We start from the raw sequence: 26,693 nt of genomic DNA, 5'->3' as shown, positions 1-26,693 counted from the left end.
TGGATCTCAAAAAGCCTGGCAGGCGCGACGCCGTCAATCGGCGTCGCGGCGGAAGATCCAGTCGTGGTCCGGGTGGTTCTGGAACCGCCATTTGCGCAGCGGTCCGGCCATCACATTGAGATAATACATCTCATAGCCATAGGGCGCGCCGCAGGGGTGATGGCCCTTGGGCACCAGGACCACGTCATGGTCGCTCACCGCCATGGTTTCATCGAGCGCGCCGTCTTCGGTGAAGACCCGCTGAAATCCGAAACCCTGTGCCGGGTTGAGCCGGTGATAATAAGTCTCCTCGAGATAGGTCATCTCGGGATAATTGTCCTCGTCATGACGATGCGGTGGGTAGGAGGACCAGTTGCCCTGCGGGGTATAGACCTCGGTCACCAGCAAGCTGTCGGCGATGTCGCGTTCTTCCATGGCGATTGCGTGCACATGCCTTGTGTTGGCCCCCTTGCCGCGCGGGGTGAGTGCCACGCCTTCAGGGCCGATCACTTGGGCTTTGTGACCGCCCGTGCCGGGTGCCGTGCATACGGCGAGCGTGCAAGGGGTCGTGGCGATTGCCGTCCAGTCCGCGCCCGAAGGGACATAGACCGCATGCGGCGGTTTGCGCTCGAACACATCCATGCGATCGCCCAGTTCGCCAAACGCTTCACCCGAAGCCGAGATCTCTGCCTTGCCTTCCACAAGCACCAGGATCGCTTCGCGATCGCCGGTCTCGGCCGCAACGCGGTCGCCGGGCGCCAGTCTGTGAAGATCGAAGCCGACATAACCCCATTCGGCGTTTTCGGGCGTGACGTGGTGGACCTGTCCGCTTGTGCCTTCCGGTTTTCGCAGCAATTTGCTCATGTCCTGGCTCCTTTGGTGTCGAGGCCGGTCTTCGTGGCCAGCGCCTTGAGAGCCTTGAGGCCCATCGATTGATAGGTGACCGGATCGCGCTGCACGGGATCTTGTTCCGCCTCGATCACCAGCCAGCCTTCATAGCCGGCATCGGCTGCGGCTTGCAGAACCGGTTCGAAATCCACGCAGCCTTCCGGATCGCCGGGCACGGTAAACACGCCGCGCCGAACACCCTCGAGAAAGGACAGATCGTCCTCGCGGACGGTGCGCATGATGTCAGGACGGATGTTTTTGGCATGCAGATGCGAGACCCGGCTCATGTGCCGGGCACCGACCGCCCCGGGGTCGCCACCGCCGAAATAGCAATGCCCCGTATCGAACAGGAGGGTGGTCGCGGGGCCGGTTTCGGCCATGAAGCGGTCGATCTCCTCGGGCGTTTCGATCACCGTGCCCATGTGGTGGTGATAGGCGAGGGTGATGCCCTGTTCTGCGGCGAAGTCGGCCAAGGCCTCCACGCCGTCGGTAAACCGCCGCCACTGCGCCTCGTCCATCACCGGCTTGCGGTTGATGGGTACGCTGTCGTCGCCGTGAATGGCGTTAGACGTTTCACAGGTGATGATGACCGAGCTGCCGACAGAGTTCAGCAGATCGAGAAAGGGCTGCATGGCGGCCTTTTCTTCCTCGACGGTGTTGATCAGAAGATTGAGTGAATGCCAGCCGGAAATGTAGGCGAGGCCGCGGCCACCGAGCTCGCGCTCGATGCCTTCCTTGGTCGTGGGCAGCTTGTGGCCTTTCTCGATCCCGTCAAACCCGATCCGGGCGGTATCATCGAGACATTCTTCGAGGCTGATATGGGCGCCGATCGAGTGATCGTCGTCATTCGACCATGCGATGGGATTGGTGCCGTATCGGATCATTCAGCTTCTCTTGCGGATTTCTTGTTCATAGGCGGCCCGAGCGTTGCGGACTTCGGGCCGGTCGGAGGTTTCAGGAACGGCGACATCCCAGAAATGGCCGCCGGCCTCGGTTGTGGGATAGGGGTCGGTGTCGATAACGATCACGCGCGGTCGATCCGAGGGTGCAGGCGCTGCCAGCGCCGCTTCGAGCCCGCCAATGCCGTCGACCTTTTGGGCCTCAGCGCCCAGCGCCGCGGCATGGGCGGCAAAGTCGACCCGCAGGTCATGTTCGTGACGGCTGTGGTCGAGGAGATTGTTGAACTCCGCGCCGCCGGTCGACATTTGCAGCCGATTGATGCAGCCATAACCCCGGTTGTCCGTGATCACCACGGTGAAGGGCACGCCCAGCATGGCGGCCGAGGCGAGCTCTGAATTGAGCATCAGATAGCTGCCATCACCGACCATGCACACGACGTCACGGTCAGGCTCAGCCATCTTGATCCCGAGGGCGCCGGCGATCTCATACCCCATGCAGGAATAACCGTATTCCATGTGGTAGGAGCCCGGTCGATCGGCCTTCCAGAGCTTGTGCAATTCGCCGGGCATGGTGCCCGCGGCACACATCACCACGGTGTCGGGCCCGGCCGCGCGCTGGACAGCGCCGATCACCTGCTGATCGGTCGGCAGGGTATTGGTGTCCTGCGGCGGCTCTGTCAGCGGATCGACGGCGGCAAACCAGGCCGTCTTGAGGTTCGGGTCCGGTGCCTGCGCGGTGATGCCGCCCCGATCGGCCAACGCTTCAGTGAGCGTCTCGAGCTCGAGTTTCGCATCGCCGCTGAGCGGCATGGCCCCGTGTTTGACCGCATCCTGGGCAGCGACATTGAGGCTGATCAAGGTGCGATCCGGGTTCTGGAACAGGCCCCAGCTCCCGGTCGTAAAATCCTGGAAGCGGGTGCCCACGCCAAGGATCAGATCGGCCTTTTCGCAAAGGGCGTTGGCACTGCTGGCGCCGGTGACCCCGACCGGCCCGAAATTGAGCGGATGGTCCCAGGTCAGCGCCGATTTGCCGGCCTGGGTTTCGACGACCGGCAGATCGTTGGCCTCGACAAATTGCCGGAGGGCCTGGGTCGCGCCGGAATAATGCACGCCGCCACCGGCGATCACGACAGGCGATTTCGCAGCCAGCAGGGACTCGCAAACGGCGTCCCGCTCACGCGCATCCGCAGGCTGTCTGCGCTGGTGCCAGATGCGCGGCGAAAAGAAGCTCTCCGGCCAGTCAAAGGCTTCTGCCTGCACGTCCTGGCACAGACCAAGTGTCACCGGCCCGCAATCGGCAGGATCGGTCATCGTCGCAAACGCCCGGGGCAGGGCGGTCAACAATTGCTCGGGACGCGTAATGCGGTCGAAATACCGGCTGACCGGCCTGAAGCAGTCATTCGCCGAGACGGTACCGTCGCCGAAATCCTCGATTTGCTGCAACACCGGGTCCGGGCCGCGATTGGCGAACACATCTCCGGGCAGGAACAGCACCGGCAGGCGGTTGACATGCGCCAGCGCTGCAGCCGTTACCATATTGGTCGCGCCCGGGCCGATAGAGGAGGTGACCGCCATGGCGCGTCGCCGGCGCAGTTGCTTGGCATAGGCAATGGCGGCATGGGCCATGCCCTGTTCATTGTGTCCGCGATAGGTCGGCAGCGTGTCGCGCACCGCGTGCAGCGCTTCGCCCATTCCGGCGACATTGCCATGGCCGAATATGGCCCAGACCCCGGCGATGAAGGGCTCGCCATCTTCATTGAGCTGGGCGCCGAGATAGCGAACAAGCGCCTGGGCTGCTGTCAAGCGGATGGTGGTCATTTTGAGCTCCCCGCGCGTTGCCGGGCCTTGTCCCAGACAAGGCACAACCGGTTATAGCGATCCGCCATCGCATCAATGGCGTCGTCCTCGGTCAACTCCCCTTTGAACCAGGCTCGTGCGGTATCGGCGAAGATGGTTCGGCCCACGGCAAATCCCTTGACCAGATCATGACCGGCGGCGATCTCGAAGCTTTGGGCCAGCGCATCTTCGCTCGCCTCGAGCCCCAGGACCACGATGCCGCGGGTGTGCCGGTCATGCCGCTCAATGGTGTCGACCACATTTTGCCACGCGGCGGTGGTGGTCAGCGGCTCGAGTTTCCACCAATCCGGATAGATCCCGATCGCATAAATGCGTTCGATGACCTGCGCCGCAGTGCCGTCATCGGTCGGCCCGACCTTGGACGGAATGATCTCAAGCAGCATTTCCAGCCGGTTGCGCCGGCAGGCGGCAAACAGCCGGGTGAGGGTGTCCTCCTGCGCTTGTTTCATCGCCGCATCGTCATCGGGATGGTAGAAGCACAAGACCTTGACCACATGATTGGCGGGCCAGTTCGCCAGCCCGCCGAAATCGGCGCCGATCTCGGGCTCCAGGGCCAATGGGCGGGATGCCGGCCATTCGACCGGACGTCCGATCCACAGATCGGAATCGGCCGCCGCATAGAGCGCGTCCCGGCCAATGCGCCCGTCGCTCAGTATGCCATAGCCGTGCCTGCCGCCGGCAACCTTGTTGGCGGCTGCGAGACAAAGCGTCTTAAACCGGCTGGCGCGTTCGGGTGTCGCCCCTTCCATGGCCTCGATCTGTGCACGATGATCGAAAGCGAACACGCGCATTTCGGGCCATTCACCGCGCCGGTTGGTTGACCAGTGCATCTGCTCGAGCGCCTGGTCGTGCCTCAGCGCCGGGGTCTTGACCCCGCGCTCGAGGAAAAACTGCAATTCGGTCCAGCTCGGATAGGAGGGGGTGCAGCCATGCCGGCTGACGGCCATGGCGCCGCAGGCATTGGCATAGGTGAGGGTGGTCGGCCAGTCCTCGTCGTCGAGCCAGCCTTTCAGCAGTCCGGCCATGAAACCGTCGCCCGCACCCAGAACGTTGAACACCTCGATGGCAAAGGCTTTGCCGGCCTCACCGTCATCGAGATTGTCCGGAATGGCGCCGGTGAAGGCGGAAGCCCCCATCGGGCCGCGCTTGCACACCAGTGTGGCGTCGGAGACCGCCCTGACCGCGCGCAGCGCCTCGATGGTGTCGGTGCTGCCGCCGGCGATATGGAACTCTTCCTCGGTGCCGACAATCAGGTCGAACAGGCCAAGATGTGCCTGCAGTTTGGCCGTCACATCAGCACTGGCGATGAACCTTTCTTCGCCGGCGCCATGCCCGGCGAGCCCCCAGAGATTGGGCCGATAGTCGATATCGAGCGCGGTCCGCGCGCCATTGGCCCGGGCAAGCCCGATCGCCTTCAGCACCGCGGCTTCGGTGCGCGGATGCGACAGATGTGTGCCGGTGGCAACCACCGACCGCGCTTCACCAACGAAGGCCGGGTCGATATCGTCCTCGCACAGCGCCATGTCCGCGCAATTGTCGCGATAAAAGATGAGCGGAAACTGTTCTTGATCCCGGATGCCGAGGATCACCAGGGCCGTAAGGCGTTCGGGGTCGACAACGATCCCCCTTGTGTCGACGCCTTCGCGATCCAGTTCTTCGCGCAGGAACCGGCCCATATGCTCATCGCCCACCCGGGTGATCAGCGCCGATTTCAGGCCAAGCCGCGCCGCGCCTGCCGCCATGTTGGTGGGCGAGCCACCGACATATTTGTCGAAGGAACGCATATCCTCGAGCCGGCCGCCAACCTGGCCGCCATAAAGATCAACCGAGGATCGGCCGATGGTGATGACATCGACTGCCGTCATACAGTTCCCCCGAGCGAGCCTTCCAGTTCCGCCAGTTCCTGTCCGCCGGCCATCATGTCCTGCAACTCCTCGGCCGAGATTTCGCCGCGCGCCGCCGTGCCCAGCGTCTTGCCGCGATTGAGTACGGTGAAACGGTCGCCCACCGCATGCGCATGGCGCACATTATGGGTGATGAAAACCACCCCGATGCCTTCCTTGCGCACCCGGTCGATGGTCGCCAAAACGTTGGAGGTCTGGCGCACACCGAGTGCGGAGGTCGGTTCGTCGAGGATCAGCACCTTGGCGCCGAAATGAACTGCCCGGGCGATGGCGACGGTCTGCCGCTCACCGCCCGACAGGGTCCCGACCGCCTGTTCAGGCTCGCGCAGGTGAATACCCATGCGCTGCATTTCCTCCATGGTGATGCGATTGGCCTTCTTGAAGTCGATGAAGCGCAGCGGCCCGAAGCGGAATTCGGGTTCGCGCCCCATCCAGAAGTTCCGGGTCACGCTCATAAGCGGGATCATCGCAAGGTCCTGATAGACCGTGGCGATCCCCGCTTCCATGGCGTCGCGCGGACTGTCGAATTTCAGCGGCTTGCCCTCGAACAGGATCTCGCCGGCATTCGGCTTGTGCACGCCCGACATCGTCTTGATGAAGGTGGATTTGCCTGCGCCATTGTCGCCCAGAAGGCAGTGGCATTCGCCCGCGCGGATGTCGAAGCTCACCCCATTCAATGCGATCACGGGGCCGAAATGCTTCTCGATATCGCGCATCTCGATGATCGGCTGTGTCTCGGTCATCCTCGTTCTCCCGTGATCAGCCGGCGGATATAGGTGTTGAGGATCACCGCCATGATCAGAATGGTCCCCAGGAATACCCGGAACAGGGAACTCTCCGCGCCCGAAAAGAACAGGCCCTGCTGCACGACGCCGAAGATCAGCGCGCCCAGCGCGGCACCGACCACCGAGCCATAGCCCCCGGTCAGCAAGGCACCGCCGATGACCACGCAGATGATCGCCTCGAACTCCTTGAGCAGGCCGCGATCTGCTGCCGCCGAACCGAATTCCATGACCTGGCAGATGGCGAACACCGAGGCGCAAAACGCGGTGAACATGAACATCAGGATCTTCACCCGGTTGACCGGAACCCCGACATAGCGCGCGGCCTGCGCGTCGCCGCCGGCGGCAAAGATCCAGTTGCCGAACTTTGTGCGGGTGAGAAGGATATGGCCGAAAATGATCAGCGCGATGGCCCACACGACCAGCATCGGTATGCCTTCCACCACCGGCTGCCCGGCACGTGTGCCGCGTGAAAAGGTGTCGATCACCCCGATATCGCCGAGCCACTGGAAAAAGCCCTTGAAAATGACACCGCCGAACAGGGCGGCCAGCCAGTCGCCTTCCGCGGCGTCCCGCACGCCGCCGATAATGGTCTGGCGCGTGGTCAGGATCGAAAGCCAGATGGTCAACCCGCGCAGGATGTAGAGGAACGCCAGCGACACGATGAAGGATGGCAACCCGGTGCGGATGACCAGTATGCCGTTGAGCGCGCCGATCGCCATGGACAGGGCGAAGGCGATCAGGATCGCTGCCCAGGTGGGCACGCCCCATTGCACCGACAGGATGGCAACCACGATGCCGGTAAACCCGATCATCGATCCGACCGAGAGATCGAATTCGCCCGCGATCATCAATAGGCAGGCGCCGACGGCGATGATGGCGAACTGCGCAGACACCACGGTCCAGTTCTGAACGCCCTCGGGACCGAACATCCCGCTGTCGCCCGCGATCATGAAGAAAAACACGAAGACCAGGATGGCGCCGCAAATCGCGCCCAATTCCGGTCTGACAAGGGCGCGCCGAAGGGGCGAGACCTGTCGAAGCCGTTCGTCTGTCACTGTTGGAATCCCCGAATTCCTGAAATGTCTTTCGGGGAGGCCGGGGTCATCCAAACCCTGGCCTCCCCGACGATTGGCCTAGCGGTATTCGCCGGCGTATTGCTCGACCAGGGCGATATTGTCCTTGGTCACGAAGCCCGGACCCGAATTGATCGAGTTGCCCGGCACCACGCCGTAGCGCGCCAGATTGGTCAGGATGACCACGGGGAGATAGCCCTGCAGATAGGGCTGCTGGTCGATGGCGAAGGCGATGGTTCCCGCCTTGATCGCTTCGGCGATCTCACCGGACAGATCGAAGGTGCCGAAATACATCTCACCGGCGAGGCCGGATTCGTCGAGCGCCCTCAGGGTCGGGTGTGCCGAAGTCGGTCCCAGGGTCAGGATCGCATCGGTGTCTTCATTGGCCGAAAGATAGGCCGAGACCTTGTTCTGGATTTCGCCAGGGTCGGTGCCGGCATCGATCATCTGGTCGCCCAGTTCAACGCCCAGCGCGTCGGCAAAGCCCTGGCAGCGCTCAACCGAAGCGGGGTTGGTGATGTAGTGATTGACGCAGAGGAACGAGGTCGCCCCCTGGGCCTTGGCCCGCTCACCGGCGCCGAATCCGGCGTCATATTCCGGCTGCCCCACATGCAGGAGCGCGCCGAGCTGCTTGGACTGCTCGATAGTGCCGGAGTTGATGGTGATCACCGGAATGCCCTTGTCGACGGCATCCGAGATCGGGCCTTCGAGCACATTGAAGTCGGCGATGGTGACGATGATCCCGTCCGGATTGGATGCCGCGGCCTGCTCGACAATGCGGGCCATATCCGCCAGGTCGCCGGTGGGCGGATTGCGATATTCCACATTCACGTCCATCTGCTCGCCGGCGAGCGCGATGGCATTCTTGATGGTATTCCACCAGCTGTCGCTGTCCGGTGCGTGGCTGATCAGGACGAATTCTTCGCCCTCGGCCATGGCCGGCGCAACAGCGCCGGACAAAGCCATGGTGGCTGCCGCCAGGGCAACGAGTGTCTTTTTCATGGGTTCCCTCCCTAGTGAAATTTGCGCCGCAGACAGGCTGCAACGCACACCGGCCGCCTGTAGCGGTCTGTTCCGGTGCAAAATAGAACATATATTTCAAAATTCGGGTTGGCAACTCTTTTGGATTACGTTTTCCGGTCGCGTTCCGCCCCCACGGCAACGGCCAGTGCGATCGCCAGCGACAGGGTTGCCGACAGGGCCCGAAAGGCGCCGAAATCCACCTCCGAAACCGACAGGCACATGGCATCGAGCTGGTGCAGCGGGCTCATCACCGTGTCGGTGATCGCCACCACCGGGCGCCCCGCTTCCGCGCAATGACGGGCCAGGGCGACGGTGTCTTCTGTGTAGGGCGCGAAGGTGATGGCAATCAGCACATCACCGGGCCGCACAGCATGCCGGTGATCCAGCCGCCCGACGCTGTCATGCAGCATGGCGGGGATCTCCATCTTGTCGAAAGCGTAGGCCAGATAGGTCGCGACGGCATAGGCGCGGCGCAACCCGATCACATGGATCGTGTCGGCCCCCGACAGCGCCTTCACGGCCTCATCCAATACCCGGGAATCGACCGTATTGGTGAGGTTTTCCAATGACATGCGGCCCGCATCGATGAACTCGGCCAGAAGCGCGGAGGGGCTTTCCGCGCCGCGTTCGCGCAGATTCGCCAGCCGCGATCCGTAATCGGGCCAATTCTGTGGATAGGTGCTGCGGAACAGCTTCTGCATCTCGGTGAACCCGGAAAACCCCAGGATCTTGCAGAACCGGATCATCGCCGAGGGCTGCACCCCGGCGGCGTCTGCCAGTTCCGCCACGGTCGCGAGCGCAATGCTGTCCGGGTTCGAGGCCAGGTAGCTGGCGCATTGATGCAGGCGCTTGGGCAGGTTGTTCGACGCCGCTTGCAGGCGTTGATGAAAGCTCTCGATCGTTTTGGGTGGCGTGGAATATTTCACCGGCGGATGCCCCATGGCCCTTGACAGAAAATCACGAAACAAACATAGCCATAATGGAATAAAAATTCCAACCCGTGTTGACAGGTGAGGAGACCCGACCCATGCGGCGTATTGGATATGGCCTGATCGGCACCGGCTTTATGGGCAAGGCGCATGCGCTGGCATTTGGTGCTGTGCGCTCCGTGTTCGGCGATTTGCCGGTGATCGATCCGGTCGTGCTGTGCGACACGCCGGCGGACAAGGCCGCGGCGATGGCCAACACTTTCGGTTTTGCGCACAGCACCGACGACTGGCGCGCCGTCATGGCCAACCCGGAGGTGGACATCGTTTCGATCACCACCCCCAACAAGCTGCACAAGGAGATGGTGCTCGCCGCCATCGAGGCCGGAAAGCATGTCTATTGCGAAAAGCCGATGGCGTTGAGTCTCGAGGATGCCCGCGAAATGGCCGAGGCGGCGTCAGCTCGCGGCGTCAAGACGATCGTGGGCTACAATTACATCAAGAACCCGGCGTTTCAGCACGCATGCCGGCTGATCGCTGAGGGAGTTATCGGACGGGTGATCCATTTCAGGGGTTGGGTCGACGAGGACTATCAGGCCGACCCGGATCTCCCCTGGACGTGGCGCGCCATGCGCGAGGAAGCGGGCCTTGGCGCGCTCGGCGATCTCGGCTGCCATCTCGTCTCGATGGCCTACGGCCTTGCCGGGCCGATCGAAAGCCTCGTGGCGGACATGCAGACGGTCCATGAGACCCGGCCCCTGCAGGAGGGCGGGCGGGCTGAGGTCGAAAACGAGGATGTAGCCTCGGCCCTGCTGCGCTTTGAAAGCGGCGCCCAGGGCTCGATCAGTACGTCGCGTGTGGCCTGGGGCCGCAAGAACCGGCTCGACTGGGAGGTGCACGGCACCCGTGGCATGCTGTGTTTCAACCAGGAGCGCATGAACGAGCTCCAGGTCTATGAGAACGCTGGCCCCGCCGCCACGCAGGGTTTCCGCACCATCCTCACGGGGCCGGCCCACCCGCCCTATGACCGCTTCTGCCCGGCGCCCGGGCATCAGCTCGGCGTGAACGACCTCAAGGTGATCGAAACCGCCGAACTGCTCACCGCCATTGTCGAGGACCGGCCGGCCTATCCGGATTTCGCCGCCTCGCTGGAGTTCGAAAAAGTCATTCACGCGATTGCGCGGTCAAGCCAAACCGGCACGCGCGTCACGATCTAGGGAGACACCATGACCACTCGTATCGCATTGCTCGGTGCCGGCCGCATCGGCCAGGTTCACGCCCGGGCCATCGCCAGCAACCCCTCCGCCCGCCTGGTGGCGGTTGCGGATGCCATGCCCGCTGCGGCAGAGAAACTGGCCGCCGACTATGGCGTCGAAACAGCCACCATCGGCGAGATCGCCGCCAATGATGACGTCGATGCGGTCGCCATCTGCACGCCCACAGACACCCACGCAGATCTGATCGAGCAGTTCGCCCGAGCGGGCAAGGCGGTGTTCTGCGAGAAGCCCATCGCTCTCGATATCGAGCGGGTCCGCCAATGTCTCGATGTCGTCGACCAGAGCGGTGTGCTGTTCATGGTCGGGTTCAACCGCCGGTTCGACCCCCATTTCAGGGCGCTCAAGGCGGCAATCGACGAAGGCCGCATCGGCACGGTCGAGCAGGTGGCGATCACCAGCCGCGACCCCGGCCTGCCGCCCCGCGAGTATATTCCGTCTTCGGGTGGCCTGTTCCGGGACATGACCATCCACGACTTCGACATGGCCCGGTTCCTGGTGGGCGAACCGTTCATCCGTGTCATGGCCACGGCATCGGCGCTGGTCGACCCCACCATTCGCGAGCTCGGCGATTATGACACCGCGACCATCATTCTGGTCACGGCGTCCGGCCGCCAGGTCTCGATCTCGAATTCGCGCCGCGCCAGCTATGGTTATGATCAGCGCATCGAGGTGACCGGTGATCTCGGCATGATTGCCGCCGAGAACCAGAGGCCCGCCAGCATCGAATTGGCCAATGCGGACGGGTTCACCCGCCCGCCGCTCTACGACTTCTTCATGAGCCGCTATGTCGATGCCTATCGCGATGAAATTGGCAGCTTCATCGCCGCGGCGACCGGCGCCCGTCCGGTCGAGGTCAGTGGTGCGGATGGCCTTGCCGCTCTAGAGCTTGCCCAAGCCGCGGAACGGTCCGTGCGCGAAAATCGGATGATCGACCTGTAGTCATCAGCGTCGGCCCGCTGGACACGCGTTTCCCTGCAGTATATTTCACATATGAAACATGTGAAGGATTCGGCATGGCTGATACCACGCAGAGCCCCAGGAAATATACAGCGCCCGCGCTCGAAAAGGGCCTCGATATCCTCGAGCTGCTTTCGACCCAGGAATCGGGGCTGAGCCAGGCCGAAATCGCCCGCGCACTCAATCGCAGCGTCAGCGAGATCTTCCGCATGCTGGTCGTGCTCGAAGCGCGCGGCTATGTGAACCAGAACCTCGACAATGACCGTTATGTCCTGACGACCCTGCTGTTCGAGCTTGCTCACCGCATGCCGCTTGTCCGGCGCCTGACCGCGCTTGCGGGTCCGCTCATGCGCACCCTGGCGCACGAGATCAATCAGTCGGTTCACCTGGCGATCCTGTCCGACGATGCGATACTGGTGATCGGACAGGTGGATAGCCCGGGCAACAATGTGATGAGCGTGCGGCTGGGCGCCAAGATCGAGTTGTGGCGCGCCTCTTCGGGCCGGGTGATCCTGGCCTATCTGCCCGAGGATGAACTCACCGAATTCGTCGAGCGCGCGCCTTTGCCCGAGGGTATGGATCTTGACCGGCTCCGGGCCGAACTGGCCCAGATCCGCAAGGCTGGCAGCGAGGTGATGGACAGTTTCGTGGTCCGGGGCATTGTCAACATCTCGGCGCCCGTCATCGATCATTCCGGCCGCGCGATCGCGGCCATGACCATTCCCCATCTCGAACGGCTCAATGAACCCATCAGCTTCAGCGATTGCCGCAATCGTCTGCTCGAGGCGACGCGGACGCTGACGCGCAGCCTTGGCGGTGGCGCATTGGTCACCGCCCCTGATCAGGTATCATGAGAAAAGGCTAGTCGAGAACAAGCGCCTGGGACGGCATCTGGTTGGCTTCGAAACACGCTTCGACAAGTGCCATGGTGCCATAGGCGTCTTCAACGCTTGAGTAGAGCGTCTCGTCCTCGCCGGCATCGAACCGCTGCACATTGCGCATTGGTCCCATGAAGGCGTCGATGAACCAGCTGCCTTCAAGCGGCACCTGCTGCCATTCGCCGCTATCCGGGCAGTACCAGAGTTCGTCCGCCTCGCCATTGGGATAGTCATAGCACACGCCGAGCTTGACCATGGCGGTCCCGCCAGTGCCTTCGAAACGGAAGAAGGCATCCTGGAACTTCCGCCCGCACTGATGATTGTGATTGATGCTCATCAGCCCGCGCAGCCGGTCGCCATAGTCGAGGATCACTGAGGTGCGGGTCTGGGCAAAGTCGGCCGCCCGCGGGTCCCGCATGGTGCGCGCGAAAACGCCTTCGGGATTGCCCGCGATCGCCCGGATGGTGTCGAGATAGTGGATCGAGTGCACCGCCAGTTCCACCCGTTTCATGGGGATGAGGAACGGAAAGATCTGCCATGGCGTGTAGATGTTGAGATGAACCTCGATCTCCAGCAGTTCGCCCAGCATGCCGCGCGTGACCATGTCCTTGACGGCCATCATCATTGGCGAAAAGCGAAGCTGGAAATTGATCGCCGCCTTGAGCTTTTTGTCCCGGCACACGGCCCGGATGCGACGCGCGTTTTCCTGGTCCGATCCCATCGGCTTCTGGATCAGGACGGCGGCGCCATCGGGCAATTCGGAGATGATGTCGGCGATCACATGCGGCGGCGTCGCAACGTCGTAGACCACATCCGTGCCATGGGCGGCGACCGCATCCTTGAGCGTGTCGAATACTGTGCCAACCGGCCAGTTGGCCGCCAGGTCCTTGGCGCGTGCCTTATCGATATCGGTCACCCCTGCAACGCTGAGGCCGGCCTTCTGATAGGCCGGCAGATGCGCGTCCCGGACGATACCGCCCGTGCCCACGATCACGATCGGCTTGGGATTGGCCGGCGCAAGCCAGCTCTGGTGCAGATCTTCCATTATTCAGCCCCCTGTTTGCGTTCGACCAGCAGGATGTGTTCGCAATACATCACCGTCGATCCGTCCTGTTTCTTGGTTTCGCAGACCTCCACCACCTGGCCATAGGCCGGGCGTTTGGGATCGTCCTGTTTGCGCCCGATCGTCACCGTGGTTCGGATCGTGTCGCCCGCATAGACGGGCTTTGGAAAGCGCAGCCGTTCATAGCCATAGGTGAAGGCGTGCCGGTTGATCTCGGTGGCCGTCAATCCGATGCCGATGGCGAATGTCATTGTCCCATGCGCGATCCGGGAACCGAAGGGCTGGGTCTTGCAGAACTCTTCATCCATGTGATGGGGGAAGAAATCCCCGCTGTGACCGGCATGGAATACGATGTCCGTTTCGGTGATCGTGCGGCCCAGCGTTTCTCGCGCGTCGCCCACGACATAGTCCTCGAAATACCTGTCGTTCTGCATGAACCCTCCCTTGTGCCCCTGGCGCCGACATTCTGTGGTCCAATCCATATATAAAATAATCTTTGACATGTAAAATCAAACGTGGTTGGCTCCACTCAAGATCAGAACGCGCGCGGTCCGGATTGCCGGCATCGCTGCGCGGAACTGGCAATCGGCGGGTCCGCAAGCAAAGCGCCCGGCCTGGGAGGATCGAATGGCAGAGATTGGCGTTCACGCGCGGCCTATGGCCGGCTTGCCGGAAGAGCATGCCGCTATTCCTGTATGGAACGCCGAGGACTGGTATTACGAAGATTTCACGGTTGGGGACAAGATCCGCTCGATCCGGCGCACCATCGCCGAGGGCGAATGCATGCTCTTCAACGCGCTGGTTCTCGACATGCATCCCTATGTTGCCGACCGGCACTTCGCCGAGAAGCAGGGCGTGTTCGGCAAGCGTCTGGTTGCCGGGGCCCAGGTCTTCAGCTTCGGGCTCGGTCTTGCCGCCACCAACTGCGTGAATTCATTTTCATATGGCTATGACCGGCTGCGCTTCATCGCGCCGGTCTTCATTGGCGACACGATCTACACGATCCGGGAAAACCTCGCCAAGGAACCCAAGAACGACGAACTCGGCAAGGTCCGCGTCAGTTACTCCGTCTACAAGGAAGAGGGCGAACTGGTGCTCTATTGCGAGCATCTGATGACCGCTCTCTACCGGGATCCCGAAGCCCATCGCGCACGCGCCGGAGGCAAGTCTGATGACTGAGCCGGTCGTCCTGCGCGGCATGACCTGGGACCACAGTCGCGGCTACGACCCGATGGTGGCCACTGCGGAAGCATTCTGCGCTAGCCGTCCGGGTGTCTCGATCGTGTGGGAAAAGCGGTCGCTCCAGGCCTTTGCCGACCGGCCGATCGGCGAAATGGCCGATACCTACGACCTGATGGTCATCGACCATCCTCACGTCGGCGAAGTGGCTGGCAGCGGTGACCTTCTGGCGTTCGACACCCTGGGTCGGGACGACGAACTGAGGGCACTTTCCCGGCAGTCGGTCGGCCCTTCCCATTGTTCATACGAGTTTCTGGGCCATCAATGGGCGCTGGCCATCGACGCTGCGACCCCCGTTGCCGCCTACCGGCCGGACCTGATCGACCTGCCGCCCACCGCTTGGCAGGACGTGATCGATCTCGCCGGCAAGGGCCGGGTGGCCATGGCGCTCATACCGATCAACGCGCTGATGACCTTCTTTGGCCTTGCCGCCAACCAGGATTTCGTGATCGCCGAGGACCCCGATCACCTGATCGATGGTGAGGCGGGCATCACGGTTCTCGAACAGATGCTGGCGCTCGTTTCCCGGATTGACGCCCGCTGCCTGACGCTCGATCCGATCGGCATTTATGAGTGGATGTCCACCGAGGCAGACGCGCCGGCCTATTCGCCCTTTGGCTATGGCTACACCAACTACAGCCGCAAGGGTTATCGCCCGCATCCGATTGTCTTTACCGACGCGCCGGGCATCCGCCCGGGCGACCCGACCGGCACCGTCATCGGCGGTGCAGGCATTGCGGTTTCCTCGCGGTCTGCCCATCGCGATATCGCCGCGGACTACGCGTTCTACGTAGCCTCTGCCGAATGCCAGTCCGGCCTCTATTTCGAGGCGGGGGGGCAGCCGGGCAATGTGGCGGCGTGGGACAGCGCGGTCTGCAACGCAGACTGCATGAATTTCTTCTTCAACACCCGCAAGACCCTCGAGTCCTCCTGGCTGCGTCCCCGCTACGACGGCTACATGGCGCTGCAGGACCGCGGCGGCGATATCATTCACGCCTGCCTGAAGGGCGAAGTGTCCGCCGCCGCGGCTCTCGAGGCGCTCGATGCAGCTTATCGGGAGACCCGCAAATGAGGACACTCCCGCCCGATCAACGTCCGCTTGCCGGCTTGCTGGTGATTGATTTCAGCCAGTTCCTTTCGGGACCGCTCTGTGGCCTCAAGCTCGCCGATCTCGGCGCCCGGGTGATCAAGATCGAACGCCCCGGCACCGGTGACCTCTGCCGTTCGCTTTACATTTCCGACGTCGATATCGATGGCGACAACTCCCTGTTTCACGCCATCAACCGCAACAAGCAGAGCCTTGTGGCGGACCTGCGCGATGCAGACGATCTCGCTCGGATCAAGCGGTTGATCGAGCGCGCTGACGTGGTGATCCAGAACTTCCGTCCCGGTGTGATCGAACGCCGCGGCCTTGGCTATGACGCGGTCAGCGCCATCAATCCGCGCATCGTTTATGGTTCGATTTCCGGCTATGGCGAAGAAGGGCCGTGGAAGGATCTTCCCGGCCAGGACCTGTTGGCGCAGGCGCGCTCCGGCCTGTTGTGGCTGACCGGCAGCCGCAACGATCCGCCCATGCCCATGGGACTGGCGGTGGCCGACATGCTCGCCGGCAACGTTCTGGCCCAGGGCATTCTCGCCGCCCTTGTCGGGCGCGGTGTGACGGGCAGGGGGCGGCACGTGCAAACCAGCCTTCTCGAAGTCCTGATCGACTTCCAGTTCGAAGTGCTCACCACCTATCTCAACGATGGCAACCGGCCGCCGAAGCGTGCCGAACACAATGGCGCGCACGCCTATCTCGGTGCCCCTTACGGGGTCTATGAGACCGCCGACAGCTATCTCGCGCTTGCCATGACGCCGTCGCTTGAAACGCTCGCCGGTTTGCTGGGCGTCCAGGGCCTCGAACAGTTCTACACCGATAACGGCGCGCTGATGCGTGAGCGGGACCTCATCAAGGCGAAGTTCGCCAGGCGCCTGCGCACTGAAACCACCGCCCATTGGCTCTCGCTGCTGCAGCCGGCGGATATCTGGTGCGCCGAGGTTCTGGATTGGCCGGCGCTTCTCAACTCGCAGGCCTTTGCGGCGCTCGATTTCGGCCAGCAGATCATGCGGCCCGGCAAGGCGCCGATCGAATCCCTGCGCGGACCGCTGCGCATAGACGGACAAACGCTCAAATCGCCGCTCGCCGCCCCCGAACTCGGCGCGCACACACAATCGATCATCGACGAATTCGGCCTCGAGCAGGACTTGGGGTCACAGGGAATGGTTTCTGGCCAAAAGGCCTAGACCAGAATGCCGGGCCCCCTCTGCCGGCATCATTTAGGAGGAGAACGAAAATGACCAAAACAACCCTGAAAGGACTGGCGCTCGGTTTGACCTTGCCGGTTCTTCTGGCAGGCACTGCGCTGAGCCAGGACTATGATTACGGGTCCTTTCCCGACACCACGCTGCGGGTGAAACTGATCGGCGGCGCCCAGTACGAGCCGCTTTATGCCGAAATCCCGAAATGGGAAGAGATGACCGGCGCCAAGGTGGAAGTGCTTTCCCGCAAGAACCACTTCGAACTCGACCGCGAGATCAAGCAGGACATCGCCGCGGGCACGCTCGATTGGTGCGTTGGCTCCAATCACACCTCGTTCGCCCCGCAATACGGCAATATCTATATCGACCTCAACGGCGTGGTCGACGAAGCCGTGCTGGCGAAGTTTGACGCCCTGGCCCTCGAAAACTCGACGGTGAACGGCCGGCTCGTGCAGCTGCCGCGCCACTCGGACGTCTCGAACCTTTACTACAAGAAGTCGCTCTACGAGGATCAGGCCAACAAGGACGCGTTCAAGGCCGAATACGGCTACGACCTTGCCCCGCCCGAGACTTTCGATCAGTTCAAGGACCAGGCGATGTTCTTCGCCGACGCCCCGACCTTCTACGGCACCCAGTATGTCGGCAAGGACGAAGCCATCACCGGCCGCTTCTATGAGATGCTGGTCGCCAATGGTGGTGCCCTGTTCGATGAAGACTGGAATCCCACCTTCAACTCGGAAGCCGGTGTCCGCACCGTCAACTGGTTCAAGGACCTCTACGACGCCAATGCCGTTCCGGCGGGCGTGCTGAACTATCTGTGGGATGACACCGGCCTCGGCTTCGCGTCGGGCACCGTCGCGCTCAACCTCGATTGGGCCGGCTGGGCCGCGTTCTTCAACGATCCGGCCAACTCCAAGGTCGCCGGTGACGTCGGCATCGTCCGGGCACCGAAGGGTGTGGGCGGCAAGCGCGCCGGCTGGGCTGGCAGCCACACCTTCTCGATCACCGAAACCTGCGACAATACCGACGCAGCGGTGTCCTTCATCACCTTCCTGACCGACCACGATCGCCAGATGATCGAGGCACGCAAGGGCCTGCTGCCCACGCGCACCCAGGTCTGGAAGGACGTGAAGGCCGAGTTCGAGGCTGAAGGCAACGACTTCCAGGCGGAAGTTGTCGACACCTACTCCCTGTCGATGTCGGAAGACGCCTTCACGCCGCCGCTCATCGAGCCCTGGATCGAGGTTTCCAACGAAATCTGGCCGCGCCTGCAGGCCGCGATCCTGGGTGAAAAGACCCCGCAAGAGGCCCTTGATGAGGCTGCCGCCGAGGCACGCCTGATCATGGAAGATGCCGGCTACATCAACTAGCCTCATCACCCCGAAAAGCATGCCGGCCAGCGAGCGGAACACCACCGCCCGCTGGCCGCGCAAGGCGGAACGTTCTTTCCGAATACAACGAGCAGGACCATGGCCAGAACGCCAAGATCATCTTACAAGACAAGGCTTGCGTTAACGCCTTACCTGTTGCTGGCACCGGCGTTTCTGGTGCTGATTTTCGTCATTGCTCTGCCCCTGGTGTTCTCGCTCTATACGAGCTTCACAGGCTATCGTCTGGTCCGCCCGGACAGCCTCTGGAACTGGGTCGGGCTGCGAAATTACGAACGCATCTTCACCGATTGGGATTTCTGGGTCGCCTTCGGCCGCACCATCCTGTTTCTGGCGATTGCGCTCAATCTCGAATTCATCTTCGGTCTCGGCATCGCCCTGCTGATCAACCGCATCACCTGGGGCCAGCGCACGCTGCGGACCATCATGATGTTCCCCATGATGTTCTCGCCGATCCTTGTCGGCTACCAGTTCAAGTTCATCTTCAATGACAATATCGGCGTATTGAACAACGCCCTGCAGTCATTGGGCATTTCCGATGCCGCCACGCCCTGGCTTGTGGACCGGAACCTGGCGATGTTCTCCATCATCTTCGCTGAAGTGTGGATGAGCACCTCGGTCTTCGCCATCCTGCTGCTGGCCGGCCTGTTCGCCATGCCGCGCGACCCGATCGAGGCGGCAAAGGTGGATGGGTGCAGCCCGCTGCAGGTCTTCCGCCACATCACCCTGCCTTTCCTCATGCCCTTTGCCTTCATCGCCATGACCATCCGCTCGCTCGACGTGGCGCGCGCCTATGACATTGTCGACGTGATGACGGGCGGTGGCCCGGCCGGGCGCACCGAGCTGTTGTGGACCCTGATCGCGCGCGTCGGCTACGACAATTCACGAATGGGGCAGGCCAACGCCATGGCCTATGTCTCGATCATCCTCTCGGTCGCCTTCACCTATTACTTCTTCACCAAGCTGGTCGCCGCGCGCCGCTATATGGGAGGGGCTGCGTGATGAACGCTTCGCTGAGAAAGCGGCTCGTCGCAATCGCGACCTGGATCGCCACATTCCTTCTGATGATGATCATCTGCCTGCCCGGCCTGTGGGTGGTGCTGACCGGCTTCAGACCCAATCGCGAAGTGCTTTCCAAGCCCGCGATCTGGATCCCTGAGCAGTTCAATCTCAACAACTTCGCCAAGATATTCGGCTTCGGCGCAGAGCAGGTCGCCATTCCCGTGCCGGCCTATTTCACCAACTCGCTGGTGATCGCACTCACCAGCACCGCCATCGCCCTGATCATCGGCATGTCGGGCGGCTACGCCTTTGCGCGCTTCCGCTTTCCGTTCAAGAACAGCATCTTCCTCGGGCTCATGTTGTCGCGCACCGTGCCGGGCATCGCGCTGTCTCTGCCGGTGTTCATGATCTGGAGCCGTCTGGGCCTGATCGACACCAAGATGGGCATGATCATCGTCTACACGGCGCTCAACATACCTTTCACCATCTGGCTGATCGACGGGTTCTTTCGTCAGGTGCCCAAGGAGATGTCGGAGGCCGCCCAGGTCGACGGGTGCACGCGATGGCAGGCCTTCTGGCGGGTCGAATTCCCGCTGGCCAAGTCCGGCATCGCTTCTGCCGGCATCTTCGCCTTTCTCACCTCGTGGAACGAATACGCGCTGGCGAGCCAGCTCACCCGTTCCACTGACTCCAAAACCCTGCCGGTGGGTCTGATGGATTTCACCGCCCAGTTCACAATCGACTGGGCCGGCATGTCGGCGATGGCTGTGATCATCATCATCCCCGCGCTGATCCTCACCTTCCTCGTGCAAAAACATCTGATCGCCGGTCTCACCTTCGGCGGCGTAAAGGGATAGACCATGTCGGAAATCAGGTTGAACAACGTCGTCAAGCGGTATGGTCGCGTCGAGGTGGTGCATGGCATCAATCTCGAGATCGCCCACAACGAGTTTGTGGTGCTGGTCGGACCGTCCGGCTGCGGCAAGTCGACGACTTTGCGGATGATCGCCGGGCTCGAGGACATCTCCGACGGCGAGATTCACATCGGGGACGCGCTGGTCAACGATCTGCCACCCCGCAAGCGCAACATCTCCATGGTGTTCCAGAACTACGCGCTCTATCCGCATATGAGCGTGCGGGAAAACCTGGGCTTCGGCCTCAAGATCGCCAAACAACCCGACGCGGTGGTTGCCGAGCGCGTTGACGAAGCGGCCAGCATCCTTGGCCTGTCGGAACTGATGGATCGCACGCCTGCCGAACTGTCCGGCGGGCAGCGTCAGCGCGTGGCCATGGGCCGCGCCATCGTCCGTCATCCCGAGGCCTTCCTGTTCGACGAACCGCTCTCGAACCTTGACGCCAAGCTGCGCGTGCAGATGCGCACCGAGATCAAGAAACTGCATTCGAAAGTCAAGACCACCGTCGTCTACGTCACCCACGACCAGGTCGAAGCCATGACCCTGGCCGACCGGATCGTCGTCATGAAAGACGGCCACATCGAACAGGTCGGCACGCCGATGGAGGTCTTCAATCATCCGCTGAATACCTTCGTGGCGAGCTTCATCGGTTCCCCGCCCATGAACCTCATCCCGGCGCGGATCGAAGACGGCAAGGTCGTCTTCGGCGACAAGACAGGGGTGCCCTTGCCCAACCGGCTGTCCGAGTTCGTGAGCGATGGCCAGGAGGTGATCTTCGGCATTCGCCCCGACGACATGACCCCGGAAGGTCACGGTATCAGCGACAGCGGCCAATCCGCCACGCTTGAGCTCACCGTCGATCTGGCCGAACTGCTTGGCACCGAAACGCTTCTTTACACCCATCTTGGCGGGCAGGAAGCACTCGGCAAGATGTTTGACCCGCGCCACGTGCAGGAAAACGAGACCCTGAAGTTCCGCCTGTCCCTCGACAAGGCGCATCTGTTCGACGCCGGCACCGGCAAATCGGTGAGGCCCGACTGATGGCAAGGATCGAGCGGGTCGACATCCTGATGGTCGATCTAGCGCCGAAAGTCCGGCGCGAAGACGCGATTCAGGCCTTTGTCAGCCAGGAAACGCCCATCGTCCGGATAACCGATTGTGACGGCGCTGTCGGCACCGGCTACACCTATACGATCGGCACCGGTGGCCCTGCTGTTGTCAGTCTCATCGAGCGGACTTTGGCGCCACAGCTCATCGGCCGCGAGGCCGAAGAGATCGAGGGCATCTGGCGGGATCTGCTGTTCGTCACTCATGCCACCGCGGTGGGGGCGATCACCTCTTTGGCCATGGCCGCCATCGATACGGCACTGTGGGACTTGCGTTGCCGCCGCGCCGGATTGCCCCTCTGGCGGCTTGCCGGCGGTGCCGCCAGTTCGGTGCCGCTCTATTCGACCGAAGGGGGCTGGCTTCACCTGCCCACCGATGCGCTTGTCGCCGACGCCGTCGAAATGAAAAAGGCCGGCTTTGCCGGTGCCAAGCTCAAGATCGGCAAGCCGCATCTGAGCGAAGATCGCGAACGCATCGCAGCCGTTCGCGCCGCCGTCGGCGATGATTTCGAGATCCTGGTCGATGCCAACCAGGTCTTCCGGCTGGGCGAGGCGGTGCGGCGCGCCGAGATGCTGGCCGAGTTCGATGTCTACTGGTTCGAGGAGCCAATGCCTGCGGACCATATTTCTGCCCATGCCGAACTGGCCGCCCACTCCAGGGTGCCGATTGCGGTCGGGGAGAGCATGTATTCCCTCGGCCAGTTTGCCGACTATCTGTCTCAGCGCGCCTGTTCGGTCATCCAGGCCGATGTCGCCCGGATCGGTGGCATCACGCCCTGGCTCAAGGCGGCCCATCTCGCCGAGGCAAACAATGTCGCGATCTGCCCGCATTTCCTCATGGAGCTGCATGTGAGCCTTGTGTGCGCCGTCCCGAATGCGCCCATGCTCGAATACATTCCGCAGCTCGACAGCATTACCGGCGAGGGGCTGGCCATCGAAAATGGCCGGGCTACGCCCGCTGACACGCCCGGTCTCGGCATCGACTGGGACTGGGATGCCATCAAGGCCTCAAGCGTTGAGGGCCTCAATCACACCATAACTCGGGGAGGACAATGACATGCAACGCATGGGCATGGTCATCGGGCTGAAGCCCGACAAGGTTGCCGCCTATAAGAGGCTGCATGCGGATGTCTGGCCGGACATTCTGGCAAAGATCTCCGAATGCAACATCACCGACTATTCGATCTTCCTCAAGGAACCCGAAAACCTGCTTTTCGGCGTCTGGAAATATGTTGGCGACGATTTCGAGGCCGACATGGCGAAGATGGCAGCCGATCCCCGAACCCAGGAATGGTGGGACGTATGCATGCCATGCCAGGAACCCCTCGATAACAGGGCCGAAGGCGAGTGGTGGGCGATGATGGAAGAGGTCTTCCATCATGACTGATCCACGCGTCGAAAAGCTGCGGGCCTGTTACACCGGCGTCGTTCACGACGTGCTGCGCGCCTTGGGCCGGCGCAATTTCACATTGCCGCCCCGCATCACGCCCCTTCAGCCAGAGATGACCCTTTGCGGCCCGGCCTGGACCGTCGAAGGGCGGGTGGACGAAACCGCGGACGCGGACCAGACGCTACTCGCCTGGACCGGTCTGCTGTCGAAAGCCAAACCCGGCCACATCTGGACCGCCCAGCCACACACCCATGCCATCGCGCAAATGGGCGAGTTGTCCGCCGAGACCCTGCACAAGAAGGGCGTGCTCGGCTGTGTTCTGGACGGTGCCCTGAGAGACTCGCACTTCATCCTCGACCTGGGGTTCCCCAGTTGGCGCACCCATCACACGCCGCGCGACGTCGTCGGCTTCTGGCTGCCGACCGGCAGTGAGATCGAGATCATGATCGGAGAGGTCCTTATCCGCCCCGGCGACTGGCTGCATGGCGATCGCGACGGCATGGTCTGCATCCCCGCCGAACTGGTGGATGAGGTTCTCGAGAAATCCGTCATCGCCATGCAGACCGAAAGCCTGGTGCGCAAGGCGATCCTTGAAGGGGTCGATCCGCAGGAAGCCTACAAGAAATACGGGAAGTTCTGAGAATGCAGATCGCGGGGCTCGATATTCGCGTTTGCCGGCATTCGGAGACAGCGGTTTCCGGTGCGGCGATGCGCGATGGCCAGTCCCTCGATGCTCTTGAATTTCTCGTGTACACGCTGCGCACCGAGAGTGGCCGTTCCGCCTCGATGTTCGGCTTCGCAGGGCGGTCGGCGCTTGGTGCCGGTCACCTGGCGGCCGCGTCCCTGCGGCCGTTTTTCACCGGACGCAACGCGCTCGACCGTGAGGCTGCCTGGCTTGACTGGCGAACCGCCGACCGCTGGTGGCATCACCTGCCCATCTATAGCTACGGCCCGGTGGATTGTTGCTTGTGGATCCTTGCCGCCGAGGCCGCGGACCAGCCCTTGTGGCGTTATATCGGCGGTGCACGGGCAGAAGTGCCCGTCTATACGTCGTCAATGGTGCTGGCTGATGCCAGCGCTTACGCGGCCGAAGCGGCCGAAGTGAAGAACGCGGGCTTGAAAGCCTACAAGGTGCATCCGCCCGGTCGCTCGCTCGACGAGGACATCGACATTCACCGCGCCGTGCGAGACGCTGTCGGGCCGGAATTCACGCTGATGTCGGACCCGGTGGCGCCTTACACGCTGGAAGAAGCGGTGCGGCTTGGCCGCGCGCTCGAGCATCTCGACTACCGCTGGCTCGAAGAGCCGTTGCCGGACGAGGCCTTCGGCGCGCTGCGCGAATTGACCCGCATCCTCGATATTCCGGTGGTCGGGACCGAGGTGTTGCCCAAGCACCCCTATTCGGTCGCCGAATGCATCGCATCCCGCGTGGTGGATGCGGTGCGCGCCGATCCGTCCTGGAGCGGTGGCGTCACCGGCACGCTGAAAACCGCAAGGCTTGCCGAAGCCTTTCACATGCAATGCGAACTGCACACGACGATTTTTCACCCGCTCGAACTGGTCAACCTGCATCTGGCCGGTGCAATCGGCAACTGCACCTATCTGGAGTTGCTCTGGCCGACGGACACATTCGGCTTCGGGTTGAAAGAGCCGCTGCCGATCAGCGACGGCGTGGCCCGGATGCCCGAGAGGCCAGGCCTCGGCATCGAGCTGGACTGGGATCTGATCGACAATGCGACGATTGCGGAGCTCTGATCATGACTGACACGGATTCAAGGCTTCTGTTGCTCTCGCCTCAGGACAATGTCTTTGTCCTGCGCGCCGCCATCAAGGCCGGCGAGACGATCCGCATTGGCAGGCTCGATATCACCGTCCCCGACCGTCTCGGCATTGGTCACAAGGTTGCCCGGGGCGCAATCCGCGACGGCGAACCGATCATAAAATACGGCGCACCCATTGGCTCAGCGACCCGCGATATCGCGGTCGGCGAGCACGTGCACATTCACAACATCAAGAGCAACTACACGCCCACCCATTCGCTGACCGAGGCCCGGGAAACCTATGAGCGCAACCGCGCGGGAGGCTGGCATGACTGAGCTTGGGACGGCATTGCGCGGCTATGAACGCCAGGACGGGCGCAAGGGCATCCGCAATGTCGTGGCGGTCGCCTATCTGGTGGAATGTGCGCACCACGTGGCCCGCGAGATCGTCATGCTGAACCGGGACGCGGCGCATGTCATCGGCTTCCCCGGCTGTTTCCCCAACCCTTATTCGCAGGGGATCATGGAGCGGTTGTGCACCCACCCCAATGTCGGTGCGGTGCTGCTGGTTTCCCTCGGTTGCGAAAGCTTCAATCGCTACAAGCTCGAACAGGCCGTCGAAGAGAGCGGCAGGCCGGTCCACACCATCGTCATCCAGAATGATGGCGGCACCCGCCGTTCCATTGAGCAGGGCCAGCGCTGGGTCGCAGAACGGGTCGCGGAGCTGCAATCGGCGCCAACCGTCCCAATGGATGTGAGCGAACTGGTCGTCGGCACGGTCTGCGGTGGCTCTGACGGCACGAGCGGCATCACCGGCAATCCGGCGGCCGGCCGCGCCTTTGACCGGCTGGTTGCGGAAGGAGCCACCTGCATCTTCGAGGAAACCGGTGAGCTGATCGGCTGTGAAGACATCATGGCCAGCCGGGCCAGAACCCCCGAGCTCGCGGTGGAACTGCGTCATGCGGTCGAAAAGGCCGCAACCTATTACGCGACGCTGGGCTTCGGGTCATTCGCTGCCGGCAATGCCGATGGCGGGCTGTCGACCATCGAGGAGAAGTCGCTGGGCGCCTATGCCAAGTCGGGCCAGTCCGAGATATCGGGTCTGATCAAACCCGGCGACATCCCGCCCCGCGGCGGGCTCTATCTGATGGATGTGGTGCCCGATGGCGAGGTCCGCTTCGGCTTTCCGAATATTTCCGACAATGCCGAGATCGTCGAGATGATGGCGTCCGGCGCCCACATGACCCTGTTTGTCACCGGGCGAGGGTCGGTCGTGGGGTCGGCGCTGTCCCCCGTGATCAAGATCGCGGCCAACCCGCACATGTATGAGCGCCTGACCGACGACATGGATATCAATGCCGGCCGCGTCCTGACCGGGGAGGCCGACCTGGCAGAAGTCGGCGACGAGATTTACGGCCTGATTCTGGCGCTGGCAGCCGGCGAAAAGAGCAAATCGGAAGCCCTCGGGCACACCGAATTCATACTGACTTACAAGAGCTTCGAGCCGATCGGACCGGCTTGCCTGCCCGTGTGAGCAAAGGAGATTGTATGGGACGACTGGATGGGAAGCGCTGTCTTGTGACGGCGGCGGGGCAGGGGATTGGTCGGGCCTCGGCCTTGGCGATGCACCGCGAAGGGGCGACGGTCTTTGCGACGGATGTGAATGAAGAGGCGCTGGCGGCGCTGGCGTCGGAGGGGCTTGAGACGTTCCGGTTCAATGTGCGCGAGCCCGGTGAGATCGCCGCGGCGGTCGAGCGGACCGGGCCGGTGGATGTGCTGTTCAACTGCGCCGGCTTTGTCGGCAGCGGCTCGATCCTTGATTGCGACGAGGAGCAATGGGCCTTCACATTCGATCTCAATGTGACGGCGATGTACCGGATCATCCGGGCCTATCTGCCGGGGATGATCGGGAATGGCGGGGCCTCGATCATCAACATGTCCTCGGTGGCGTCTTCTGTGATCGCGGCGCCGAACCGGTTCTCCTATGGGGCCAGCAAGGCGGCGGTGATCGGGCTGACCAAGTCGGTGGCGGCGGACTTCATCAAGCAGGGGATCCGCTGCAATGCGGTGTGCCCGGGGACGGTGGA

The 26,693-nt window shown here is 62.5% G+C and carries 27 protein-coding genes; 17 read left to right on the top strand and 10 right to left on the bottom strand.

Going from position 1 to position 26,693, the window contains the following annotated elements:
• Positions 1 to 33: 33 nt before the first annotated feature.
• The 8 genes from iolB to G489_RS0110080 form a co-directional block, all read right to left on the bottom strand.
• Positions 34 to 843 (bottom strand): 5-deoxy-glucuronate isomerase, encoded by an 810-nt coding sequence (gene iolB / locus G489_RS0110115; RefSeq protein ID WP_029041456.1) that lies wholly within the window; start codon positions 841 to 843, stop codon positions 34 to 36.
• A complete protein-coding gene (gene iolE / locus G489_RS0110110) occupies positions 840 to 1,751 on the bottom strand; it encodes a myo-inosose-2 dehydratase (RefSeq protein ID WP_029041455.1) in 912 nt (303 codons plus the stop codon). The genes iolB and iolE overlap by 4 nt, the downstream gene beginning before the upstream one ends.
• Positions 1,752 to 3,584: a 3D-(3,5/4)-trihydroxycyclohexane-1,2-dione acylhydrolase (decyclizing) gene (gene iolD, locus G489_RS0110105; RefSeq protein WP_029041454.1), complete on the bottom strand. Its 1,833-nt coding sequence runs from the start codon at positions 3,582 to 3,584 to the stop codon at positions 1,752 to 1,754.
• Positions 3,581 to 5,488, bottom strand: a complete 1,908-nt coding sequence (locus tag G489_RS0110100) for a bifunctional 5-dehydro-2-deoxygluconokinase/5-dehydro-2-deoxyphosphogluconate aldolase (RefSeq protein ID WP_029041453.1) — start codon at positions 5,486 to 5,488, stop codon at positions 3,581 to 3,583. The genes iolD and G489_RS0110100 overlap by 4 nt, the downstream gene beginning before the upstream one ends.
• Complete coding sequence (locus tag G489_RS0110095) at positions 5,485 to 6,270, bottom strand: ATP-binding cassette domain-containing protein (RefSeq protein ID WP_029041452.1); 786 nt, start codon at positions 6,268 to 6,270, stop codon at positions 5,485 to 5,487. Before G489_RS0110095 ends, G489_RS0110100 begins: the two co-directional genes overlap by 4 nt.
• On the bottom strand, positions 6,267 to 7,367 hold the full coding sequence (locus tag G489_RS0110090; RefSeq protein ID WP_029041451.1) for an ABC transporter permease: 1,101 nt from the start codon (positions 7,365 to 7,367) through the stop codon (positions 6,267 to 6,269). Before G489_RS0110090 ends, G489_RS0110095 begins: the two co-directional genes overlap by 4 nt.
• Before the next feature lie 78 nt (positions 7,368 to 7,445).
• Complete coding sequence (locus tag G489_RS0110085) at positions 7,446 to 8,387, bottom strand: sugar ABC transporter substrate-binding protein (protein ID WP_029041450.1); 942 nt, start codon at positions 8,385 to 8,387, stop codon at positions 7,446 to 7,448.
• A 125-nt stretch (positions 8,388 to 8,512) separates the two neighbouring features.
• Complete coding sequence (locus G489_RS0110080) at positions 8,513 to 9,334, bottom strand: MurR/RpiR family transcriptional regulator (RefSeq protein ID WP_245578875.1); 822 nt, start codon at positions 9,332 to 9,334, stop codon at positions 8,513 to 8,515.
• 101 nt (positions 9,335 to 9,435) lie between these two features.
• Here G489_RS0110080 and G489_RS0110075 point away from each other — a divergent pair, with 101 nt between their 5' ends.
• The 3 genes from G489_RS0110075 (at position 9,436) to G489_RS0110065 (ending at position 12,422) form a co-directional block, all read left to right on the top strand.
• Positions 9,436 to 10,551 (top strand): Gfo/Idh/MocA family protein, encoded by a 1,116-nt coding sequence (locus tag G489_RS0110075; protein WP_029041448.1) that lies wholly within the window; start codon positions 9,436 to 9,438, stop codon positions 10,549 to 10,551.
• A gap of 9 nt (positions 10,552 to 10,560) precedes the next feature.
• Positions 10,561 to 11,550, top strand: coding sequence for an inositol 2-dehydrogenase (iolG, locus tag G489_RS0110070; RefSeq protein ID WP_029041447.1), 990 nt, complete (start codon positions 10,561 to 10,563; stop codon positions 11,548 to 11,550).
• A 74-nt stretch (positions 11,551 to 11,624) separates the two neighbouring features.
• Positions 11,625 to 12,422 carry an IclR family transcriptional regulator gene (locus G489_RS0110065; RefSeq protein ID WP_029041446.1) on the top strand — a complete coding sequence of 266 codons (798 nt, stop codon included), beginning with the start codon at positions 11,625 to 11,627 and terminating at the stop codon, positions 12,420 to 12,422.
• Positions 12,423 to 12,429: 7 nt separating this feature from the next.
• On the opposite strand, the gene G489_RS0110060 is transcribed toward G489_RS0110065, so the two are convergent.
• Both G489_RS0110060 and G489_RS0110055 read right to left on the bottom strand, forming a co-directional pair.
• Positions 12,430 to 13,491, bottom strand: coding sequence for a Gfo/Idh/MocA family protein (locus tag G489_RS0110060; RefSeq protein ID WP_029041445.1), 1,062 nt, complete (start codon positions 13,489 to 13,491; stop codon positions 12,430 to 12,432).
• On the bottom strand, positions 13,491 to 13,943 hold the full coding sequence (locus tag G489_RS0110055) for a MaoC family dehydratase (protein ID WP_029041444.1): 453 nt from the start codon (positions 13,941 to 13,943) through the stop codon (positions 13,491 to 13,493). The genes G489_RS0110060 and G489_RS0110055 overlap by 1 nt, the downstream gene beginning before the upstream one ends.
• Positions 13,944 to 14,136: 193 nt before the next feature.
• On the opposite strand from G489_RS0110055, the gene G489_RS0110050 reads away from it, so the two are divergent.
• From G489_RS0110050 to G489_RS0109985, 14 genes are all read left to right on the top strand, one after another.
• Entirely contained in the window at positions 14,137 to 14,688 is a 552-nt protein-coding gene (locus G489_RS0110050) for a MaoC family dehydratase (RefSeq protein ID WP_035872346.1), read from the top strand.
• Positions 14,681 to 15,820: a type 2 periplasmic-binding domain-containing protein gene (locus G489_RS0110045; protein ID WP_029041442.1), complete on the top strand. Its 1,140-nt coding sequence runs from the start codon at positions 14,681 to 14,683 to the stop codon at positions 15,818 to 15,820. The genes G489_RS0110050 and G489_RS0110045 overlap by 8 nt, the downstream gene beginning before the upstream one ends.
• Positions 15,817 to 17,031 (top strand): CaiB/BaiF CoA transferase family protein, encoded by a 1,215-nt coding sequence (locus tag G489_RS19975; protein WP_051332514.1) that lies wholly within the window; start codon positions 15,817 to 15,819, stop codon positions 17,029 to 17,031. The genes G489_RS0110045 and G489_RS19975 overlap by 4 nt, the downstream gene beginning before the upstream one ends.
• 50 nt (positions 17,032 to 17,081) lie before the next feature.
• A complete protein-coding gene (locus G489_RS0110035; RefSeq protein WP_035872343.1) occupies positions 17,082 to 18,416 on the top strand; it encodes an extracellular solute-binding protein in 1,335 nt (444 codons plus the stop codon).
• 99 nt (positions 18,417 to 18,515) lie between these two features.
• On the top strand, positions 18,516 to 19,436 hold the full coding sequence (locus G489_RS0110030; RefSeq protein WP_051332513.1) for a carbohydrate ABC transporter permease: 921 nt from the start codon (positions 18,516 to 18,518) through the stop codon (positions 19,434 to 19,436).
• Positions 19,436 to 20,293, top strand: coding sequence for a carbohydrate ABC transporter permease (locus G489_RS0110025; RefSeq protein WP_035872342.1), 858 nt, complete (start codon positions 19,436 to 19,438; stop codon positions 20,291 to 20,293). Before G489_RS0110030 ends, G489_RS0110025 begins: the two co-directional genes overlap by 1 nt.
• Positions 20,294 to 20,296: 3 nt before the next feature.
• Positions 20,297 to 21,391, top strand: coding sequence for an ABC transporter ATP-binding protein (locus tag G489_RS0110020; RefSeq protein WP_029041438.1), 1,095 nt, complete (start codon positions 20,297 to 20,299; stop codon positions 21,389 to 21,391).
• On the top strand, positions 21,391 to 22,512 hold the full coding sequence (locus G489_RS0110015) for a mandelate racemase/muconate lactonizing enzyme family protein (RefSeq protein ID WP_029041437.1): 1,122 nt from the start codon (positions 21,391 to 21,393) through the stop codon (positions 22,510 to 22,512). Before G489_RS0110020 ends, G489_RS0110015 begins: the two co-directional genes overlap by 1 nt.
• Position 22,513: 1 nt before the next feature.
• Positions 22,514 to 22,843, top strand: coding sequence for an L-rhamnose mutarotase (locus tag G489_RS0110010; protein ID WP_029041436.1), 330 nt, complete (start codon positions 22,514 to 22,516; stop codon positions 22,841 to 22,843).
• Positions 22,836 to 23,486, top strand: coding sequence for an RraA family protein (locus G489_RS0110005; RefSeq protein ID WP_029041435.1), 651 nt, complete (start codon positions 22,836 to 22,838; stop codon positions 23,484 to 23,486). Before G489_RS0110010 ends, G489_RS0110005 begins: the two co-directional genes overlap by 8 nt.
• Positions 23,487 to 23,554: 68 nt before the next feature.
• On the top strand, positions 23,555 to 24,601 hold the full coding sequence (locus G489_RS0110000; RefSeq protein WP_245578873.1) for an enolase C-terminal domain-like protein: 1,047 nt from the start codon (positions 23,555 to 23,557) through the stop codon (positions 24,599 to 24,601).
• Positions 24,602 to 24,603: 2 nt separating this feature from the next.
• Positions 24,604 to 24,942, top strand: coding sequence for a UxaA family hydrolase (locus tag G489_RS0109995; protein WP_029041433.1), 339 nt, complete (start codon positions 24,604 to 24,606; stop codon positions 24,940 to 24,942).
• The gene (locus G489_RS0109990; RefSeq protein WP_029041432.1) at positions 24,935 to 26,140 is read left to right on the top strand and encodes a UxaA family hydrolase; all 1,206 of its coding nucleotides are present in this window, start codon (positions 24,935 to 24,937) and stop codon (positions 26,138 to 26,140) included. The genes G489_RS0109995 and G489_RS0109990 overlap by 8 nt, the downstream gene beginning before the upstream one ends.
• 14 nt (positions 26,141 to 26,154) lie before the next feature.
• On the top strand, positions 26,155 to 26,693 hold a 539-nt coding region (locus G489_RS0109985), incomplete at its 3' end, for an SDR family NAD(P)-dependent oxidoreductase (RefSeq protein WP_029041431.1).

It is taken from the genome of Cucumibacter marinus DSM 18995, from assembly GCF_000429865.1.
GTDB classification, from domain to species: Bacteria; Pseudomonadota; Alphaproteobacteria; order Rhizobiales; family Devosiaceae; genus Cucumibacter; species Cucumibacter marinus.
This window is presented reverse-complemented; position numbering and strand designations above follow the sequence as displayed.

Excerpts from the sequence above, each read along its gene's own strand:
- G489_RS0110000 (WP_245578873.1), top strand. The coding sequence starts at position 23,555 with ATGCGCGATGGCCAGTCCCTCGATGCTCTTGAATTTCTCGTGTACACG.
- G489_RS0110020 (WP_029041438.1), top strand. The coding sequence starts at position 20,297 with ATGTCGGAAATCAGGTTGAACAACGTCGTCAAGCGGTATGGTCGCGTC.
- G489_RS0110045 (WP_029041442.1), top strand. The coding sequence starts at position 14,681 with ATGACTGAGCCGGTCGTCCTGCGCGGCATGACCTGGGACCACAGTCGC.
- G489_RS0110100 (WP_029041453.1), bottom strand. The coding sequence starts at position 5,488 with ATGACGGCAGTCGATGTCATCACCATCGGCCGATCCTCGGTTGATCTT.
- G489_RS0110035 (WP_035872343.1), top strand. The coding sequence starts at position 17,082 with ATGACCAAAACAACCCTGAAAGGACTGGCGCTCGGTTTGACCTTGCCG.
- G489_RS19975 (WP_051332514.1), top strand. The coding sequence starts at position 15,817 with ATGAGGACACTCCCGCCCGATCAACGTCCGCTTGCCGGCTTGCTGGTG.
- G489_RS0110005 (WP_029041435.1), top strand. The coding sequence starts at position 22,836 with ATGACTGATCCACGCGTCGAAAAGCTGCGGGCCTGTTACACCGGCGTC.
- iolE (WP_029041455.1), bottom strand. The coding sequence starts at position 1,751 with ATGATCCGATACGGCACCAATCCCATCGCATGGTCGAATGACGACGAT.
- iolB (WP_029041456.1), bottom strand. The coding sequence starts at position 843 with ATGAGCAAATTGCTGCGAAAACCGGAAGGCACAAGCGGACAGGTCCAC.
- G489_RS0110025 (WP_035872342.1), top strand. The coding sequence starts at position 19,436 with ATGAACGCTTCGCTGAGAAAGCGGCTCGTCGCAATCGCGACCTGGATC.
- iolD (WP_029041454.1), bottom strand. The coding sequence starts at position 3,584 with ATGACCACCATCCGCTTGACAGCAGCCCAGGCGCTTGTTCGCTATCTC.
- G489_RS0110060 (WP_029041445.1), bottom strand. The coding sequence starts at position 13,491 with ATGGAAGATCTGCACCAGAGCTGGCTTGCGCCGGCCAATCCCAAGCCG.
- G489_RS0110055 (WP_029041444.1), bottom strand. The coding sequence starts at position 13,943 with ATGCAGAACGACAGGTATTTCGAGGACTATGTCGTGGGCGACGCGCGA.
- G489_RS0110050 (WP_035872346.1), top strand. The coding sequence starts at position 14,137 with ATGGCAGAGATTGGCGTTCACGCGCGGCCTATGGCCGGCTTGCCGGAA.
- G489_RS0109990 (WP_029041432.1), top strand. The coding sequence starts at position 24,935 with ATGACTGAGCTTGGGACGGCATTGCGCGGCTATGAACGCCAGGACGGG.
- G489_RS0110030 (WP_051332513.1), top strand. The coding sequence starts at position 18,516 with ATGGCCAGAACGCCAAGATCATCTTACAAGACAAGGCTTGCGTTAACG.
- G489_RS0110015 (WP_029041437.1), top strand. The coding sequence starts at position 21,391 with ATGGCAAGGATCGAGCGGGTCGACATCCTGATGGTCGATCTAGCGCCG.
- G489_RS0110075 (WP_029041448.1), top strand. The coding sequence starts at position 9,436 with ATGCGGCGTATTGGATATGGCCTGATCGGCACCGGCTTTATGGGCAAG.
- G489_RS0109995 (WP_029041433.1), top strand. The coding sequence starts at position 24,604 with ATGACTGACACGGATTCAAGGCTTCTGTTGCTCTCGCCTCAGGACAAT.
- G489_RS0110085 (WP_029041450.1), bottom strand. The coding sequence starts at position 8,387 with ATGAAAAAGACACTCGTTGCCCTGGCGGCAGCCACCATGGCTTTGTCC.
- G489_RS0110095 (WP_029041452.1), bottom strand. The coding sequence starts at position 6,270 with ATGACCGAGACACAGCCGATCATCGAGATGCGCGATATCGAGAAGCAT.
- G489_RS0110065 (WP_029041446.1), top strand. The coding sequence starts at position 11,625 with ATGGCTGATACCACGCAGAGCCCCAGGAAATATACAGCGCCCGCGCTC.
- G489_RS0110010 (WP_029041436.1), top strand. The coding sequence starts at position 22,514 with ATGCAACGCATGGGCATGGTCATCGGGCTGAAGCCCGACAAGGTTGCC.
- iolG (WP_029041447.1), top strand. The coding sequence starts at position 10,561 with ATGACCACTCGTATCGCATTGCTCGGTGCCGGCCGCATCGGCCAGGTT.